This is a genomic window from Halorubrum laminariae (genome assembly GCF_024494655.1).
Lineage (GTDB): Archaea > Halobacteriota > Halobacteria > Halobacteriales > Haloferacaceae > Halorubrum > Halorubrum laminariae.
The window spans coordinates 1-5,430 of record NZ_JANHDL010000033.1 but is presented as its reverse complement, the minus strand read 5'-3'; the positions used below and the strand labels follow the sequence as shown (position 1 = coordinate 5,430).

At 57.4% G+C, this 5,430-nt stretch carries 1 tRNA gene and 3 rRNA genes; all 4 read left to right on the top strand.

The window, feature by feature from the left end:
• Window positions 1-183: 183 nt before the first annotated feature.
• A 16S ribosomal RNA gene (locus tag NO887_RS18365) occupies window positions 184-1,653 on the top strand.
• A gap of 160 nt (window positions 1,654-1,813) precedes the next feature.
• Window positions 1,814-1,885, top strand: a tRNA-Ala gene (locus NO887_RS18360).
• A gap of 273 nt (window positions 1,886-2,158) precedes the next feature.
• A 23S ribosomal RNA gene (locus NO887_RS18355) occupies window positions 2,159-5,071 on the top strand.
• Between the two features lie 143 nt (window positions 5,072-5,214).
• Window positions 5,215-5,336 (top strand): 5S ribosomal RNA (rrf, locus tag NO887_RS18350).
• Together the 16S, 23S and 5S rRNA genes with 1 tRNA gene alongside form the textbook arrangement of a ribosomal RNA operon.
• Window positions 5,337-5,430 lie beyond the last annotated feature (94 nt).

Genomic DNA, 5,430 nt, shown 5'->3' with positions numbered 1-5,430 from the left:
ATGAGGATTTCGCCCCCTGCGCTCCGGCGTAAGCGGAAATCTGATGTGAGCCATGGTCGTTCGGTGTCATCCAGGTCGCTGGATGGGACTGGACACCATACTAGACCATGCAATGGTGTGTTGACATCGTGTCAACACCCGCCAACACCCCCTCAGTGCCGGGAACCAGGCACTGAGGTATACATTCCGGTTGATCCTGCCGGAGGCCATTGCTATTGGGATTCGATTTAGCCATGCTAGTCGCACGAGTTCAGACTCGTGGCGAATAGCTCAGTAACACGTGGCCAAACTACCCTTCGGACCACAATACCCTCGGGAAACTGAGGCTAATAGTGGACACCACACTCACTCTGGAATGACAAGTGTGCCAAACGCTCCGGCGCCGAAGGATGTGGCTGCGGCCGATTAGGTAGACGGTGGGGTAACGGCCCACCGTGCCAATAATCGGTACGGGTCATGAGAGTGAGAACCCGGAGACGGAATCTGAGACAAGATTCCGGGCCCTACGGGGCGCAGCAGGCGCGAAACCTTTACACTGCACGACAGTGCGATAAGGGAATCCCAAGTGCACAGGCATAGAGCCTGTGCTTTTGTACACCCTAGGGCGGTGTACGAATAAGGGCTGGGCAAGACCGGTGCCAGCCGCCGCGGTAATACCGGCAGCCCGAGTGATGGCCGATCTTATTGGGCCTAAAGCGTCCGTAGCTGGCCGCACAAGTCCATCGGGAAATCCACCTGCCCAACAGGTGGACGCCCGGTGGAAACTGTGTGGCTTGGGACCGGAAGGCGCGACGGGTACGTCCGGGGTAGGAGTGAAATCCTGTAATCCTGGACGGACCGCCGATGGCGAAAGCACGTCGCGAAAACGGATCCGACAGTGAGGGACGAAAGCCAGGGTCTCGAACCGGATTAGATACCCGGGTAGTCCTGGCCGTAAACAATGTCTGTTAGGTGTGGCTCCCACTACGAGTGGGTGCTGTGCCGCAGGGAAGCCGCTAAACAGACCGCCTGGGAAGTACGTCCGCAAGGATGAAACTTAAAGGAATTGGCGGGGGAGCACTACAACCGGAGGAGCCTGCGGTTTAATTGGACTCAACGCCGGACATCTCACCAGCATCGACTGTAATAATGACGACCAGGTTGATGACCTTGTCCGAGTTTCAGAGAGGAGGTGCATGGCCGCCGTCAGCTCGTACCGTGAGGCGTCCTGTTAAGTCAGGCAACGAGCGAGACCCGCATCCGTACTTGCCAGCAGTACTTCACAGTAGCTGGGGACAGTACGGAGACCGCCGTGGCCAACACGGAGGAAGGAACGGGCAACGGTAGGTCAGTATGCCCCGAATGTGCTGGGCAACACGCGGGCTACAATGGTCGAGACAAAGGGTTCCTACTCCGAAAGGAGACGGTAATCTCAGAAACTCGATCGTAGTTCGGATTGTGGGCTGCAACTCGCCCACATGAAGCTGGATTCGGTAGTAATCGCGTGTCACAAGCGCGCGGTGAATACGTCCCTGCTCCTTGCACACACCGCCCGTCAAAGCACCCGAGTGAGGTCCGGATGAGGCGCGTCACACGCGTCGAATCTGGGCTTCGCAAGGGGGCTTAAGTCGTAACAAGGTAGCCGTAGGGGAATCTGCGGCTGGATCACCTCCACCGACCCGAGACCTCTCACACGAGAGGCTCACCTTACGACCGTCTTTCGAGACGGTCACTACTCATTCATGGTCCCGTCCGCCCACCCACCGACCTGGACACTCTAGAACGACCACGGCTCACACTACACACGCGCAGACAGCCTTCCCAATGGGAAGGCGGGCTCATAGCTCAGCGGTAGAGTGCCTCCCTTGCAAGGAGGATGCCCTGGGTTCGAATCCCAGTGAGTCCATGTCCGTTCGACTCGAATCCGTCCCCTTAAGTGGGAGACGCGACTCGAATCGAACACGACGACCGATGCACCATCCCGGGAAACCGCGGATGGGAAGGGTTCGACGAACGCCCCGCCAGGGCGATTCAATGACAACCGTGTATACGTGCGATCCAGACGTCCACTGAACTCATCCGAGTTCGTGGAACGTCAGTGAACCATATACAGTCGGAACTACTCACACGAGTACTTCTGACACCGTGTTGGCCAGTTCCACACGGAACTGCCCAACAACACTACTGGCTACTGTGCCAGCTGGTGAATGGCTCGGCTCGAGAGCCGACGACGGACGTGCCAAGCTGCGAAAAGCTCATGGGACCCGCATGGAGGGAACGAACATGAGATCTCCCAATCGGAATCCGTATCACAATTGCCACGCGCAATAGGGAACCCCCCGAATTGAAACATCTCAGTAGGGGGAGGAACAGAACGCAACCGCGATGTCGCTAGTAACCGCGAGTAAACACGACACAGCCCAAACCGAAGGTCTTCGGACCAATGTGGTGTTCGGGTTGACAATCAAAACGCGACCTTCTCTCAGAAGTCTCCTGGAACGGAGCGTGACACAGGGTGACAACCCCGTACGAGAGACCAGTACCGTTGGCGTCAAATCCAGAGTAGCAGGGGTCGGATATCCTCTGTGAACACCTCAGGCATCCCCTGAGAAGGCTAAACACTCCTCGAGACCGATAGCGAACAAGTAGCGTGAGCGAACGCTGAAAAGCACCCCGAGAAGGGCGGTGCAATAGGGCCTGAAATCAGTTGGCGATCGAGCGACAGGGCGTACAAGGCGATTCTCAAAACGACCGAGGAGCGATCCTCCAGTAGGAAGAAAATCGAGCCGGCGTCGTGTCGTGCGTTTTGAAAAACGACCCAGGGAGTGTACCTACATGGCGAGTCTAACCCGTGAACCGGGGAAGGCGCAGGGAAACCGATACGGCCGCAGCATTGCGAGGGCCACCGTGTTCAAGCGCGGGGAGCCACGTGGGTACGACCCGAAACCAGGCGATCTATACACAGGCAGGGTGAAGCGTGGCGAAAGCCACGTGGAGGCCCGTTAGAGGTGGTATTCTACAATATCCTCTCGTGATCTGTGCATAGGGGTGAAAGGCCCATCGAGCCTGGCAACAGCTGGTTCCAACCGAAACATGTCGAAGCATGACCTCATCCGAGATAGCCCGCGGGGTAGAGCTACCGATTGGATGACCCGCCTCCGAGAGGAGTCGGCCATCCTGTCGAACTCCAAACCCGCAGGCGTTGTAGACGATGGGAGTCCGGTGTGCGGGGTAAGCCTGTGCACCATGAGGGGAACAACCCAGAGCCGGGTTAAGGTCCCAAAGTGTAGATTAAGTGCGATTCGAAGGTGGTCTCAAGCCCTAAACAGCCGGGAGGTGAGCTTAGAAGCAGCTACCCTCTAAGAAAAGCGTAACAGCTTACCGGCCGAGGTTTGAGGCGCCCAAAATGATCGGGGCTCAAATCTACCACCGAGACCTGGCCGTGTCCGTGAAAGGACAACCGCGTAGGTTGGCGTACTGTTCGGACGGAAGCTCGGGCGAGAGCTCGCGTGGACCGTTCAGTAACGACAATCCTGGTCACAGTAGCAGCGATAGTCGGGTGAGAACCTCGACGGCCTGATGTGTAAGGGTTCCTCGGCACTGCCACTCAGCCGAGGGTTAGCCGGTCCTAAGACGTACCGTAACTCGACTACGTCAACGGGAAGCTGGTTAATATTCCAGCGCCATCATGCAGTGAACGCCGACGCCGTATGGACCGCTGAGCCGGGTTTTCGCCCGGTCAAATCATGGAAGCTCGTGGACGCCGTCATGGCACGAAGCGAACGAAACGTGAGACAGCGCAAGTCAGCCGTACATAGGGCCCGTGAAAAGGCAAGCATGATGTCCGTACCAAGATCCGACACAGGTACACTCCCAGAGCAAGGGAAGGCCTGTCGGGAGAACCGACGTTAGGGAATTCGGCAAGTTAGTCCCGTACCTTCGGAAGAAGGGATGCCTGCTCTCTACGGAGCAGGTCGCAGTGACTCGGGCGCTCCGACTGTCTAATAACAACACAGGTGACCGCAAATCCGCAAGGACTCGTACGGTCACTGAATCCTGCCCAGTGCGGGTATCTGAACACCTCGTACAAGAGGACGAAGGACCCGTCAACGGCGGGGGTAACTATGACCCTCTTAAGGTAGCGTAGTACCTTGCCGCTTCAGTAGCGGCTTGCATGAATGGATAAACGAGAGCGCCACTGTCCCAACGTTGGACCCGGTGAACTGTACGTTCCAGTGCGGAGTCTGGAGACCCCCAAGGGGAAGCGAAGACCCTATAGAGCTTTACTGCAGGCTGTCGCTGAGACGTGGTCGCCGATGTGCAGCATAGGTAGGAGACACCACACAGGTACCCGCGCTAGCGGGCCACCGAGTCAACATTGAAATACTACCCGTCGGTGACTGCGACTCTCACTCCGGGAGGAGTACACCGGTAGCCGGGCAGTTTGACTGGGGCGGTACGCGCTCGAAAAGATATCGAGCGCGCCCGAAGATCATCTCAGCCGGGTCGGGAATCCGGCGAAGAGCGCAAGAGCACAAGATGGTCTGACAGTGTCATTCCCAACGAGTGACGCTGACGCGAAAGCGTGGTCTAGCGAACCTACGAGGCTCCGGAATGGGGCCCGTAGATGACAGAAAAGCTACCTTAGGGATAACAGAGTCGTCACCCGCAAGAGCACATATCGACCGGGTGGCTTGCTACCTCGATGTCGGTTCCCTCCATCCTGCCCGTGCAGAAGCGGGCAAGGGTGAGGTTGTTCGCCTATTAAAGGAGGTCGTGAGCTGGGTTTAGACCGTCGTGAGACAGGTCGGCTGCTATCTATTGGGGGTGTCAAGGTACTTGACGTGAACGAACGTATAGTACGAGAGGAACTACGTTTGGTCGCCACTGGTGTACCGGTTGTTCGCAAGAGCACTGCCGGGTAGCCACGCGACACGGGGTAAGAGCTGAACGCATCTAAGCTCGAAACCCACATGGAAAAGAAGTACCACAGAGGTCACTCGTAGAAGACGAGTTCGATAGACTCGGGATGTACGCACCAAGGCAACGAGGTGTTGAGTCCACGAGCACTAACAGACCGAAGCCACAATCATACGGCACTGACACACTACCACACTCGCATGAGTTCAGGCGGTAACTGGATCGCACGTACACACGGTTTTGAGAACCAACCGACACAGGCGTCTCTCTCGCGAGATTGCGAGAAAGTCTCGGTTCGAGACCGAGAGTCGGCATGAAGGCGGCCAAAGCGGTGGGGCAACACCCGTACCCATTCCGAACACGGAAGTTAAGCCCACCAGCGTCCCGGGAAGTACTGGAGTGAGCGATCCTCTGGGAACCGCGGTTCGCCGCCTACCCACTCATACGGGAGCATACCTCCCACATCCACTACCGAGACCCACACTAGGTCTCAACCACCCACAGCCCAGAGACGCGTGTCTCTGGGCTTTT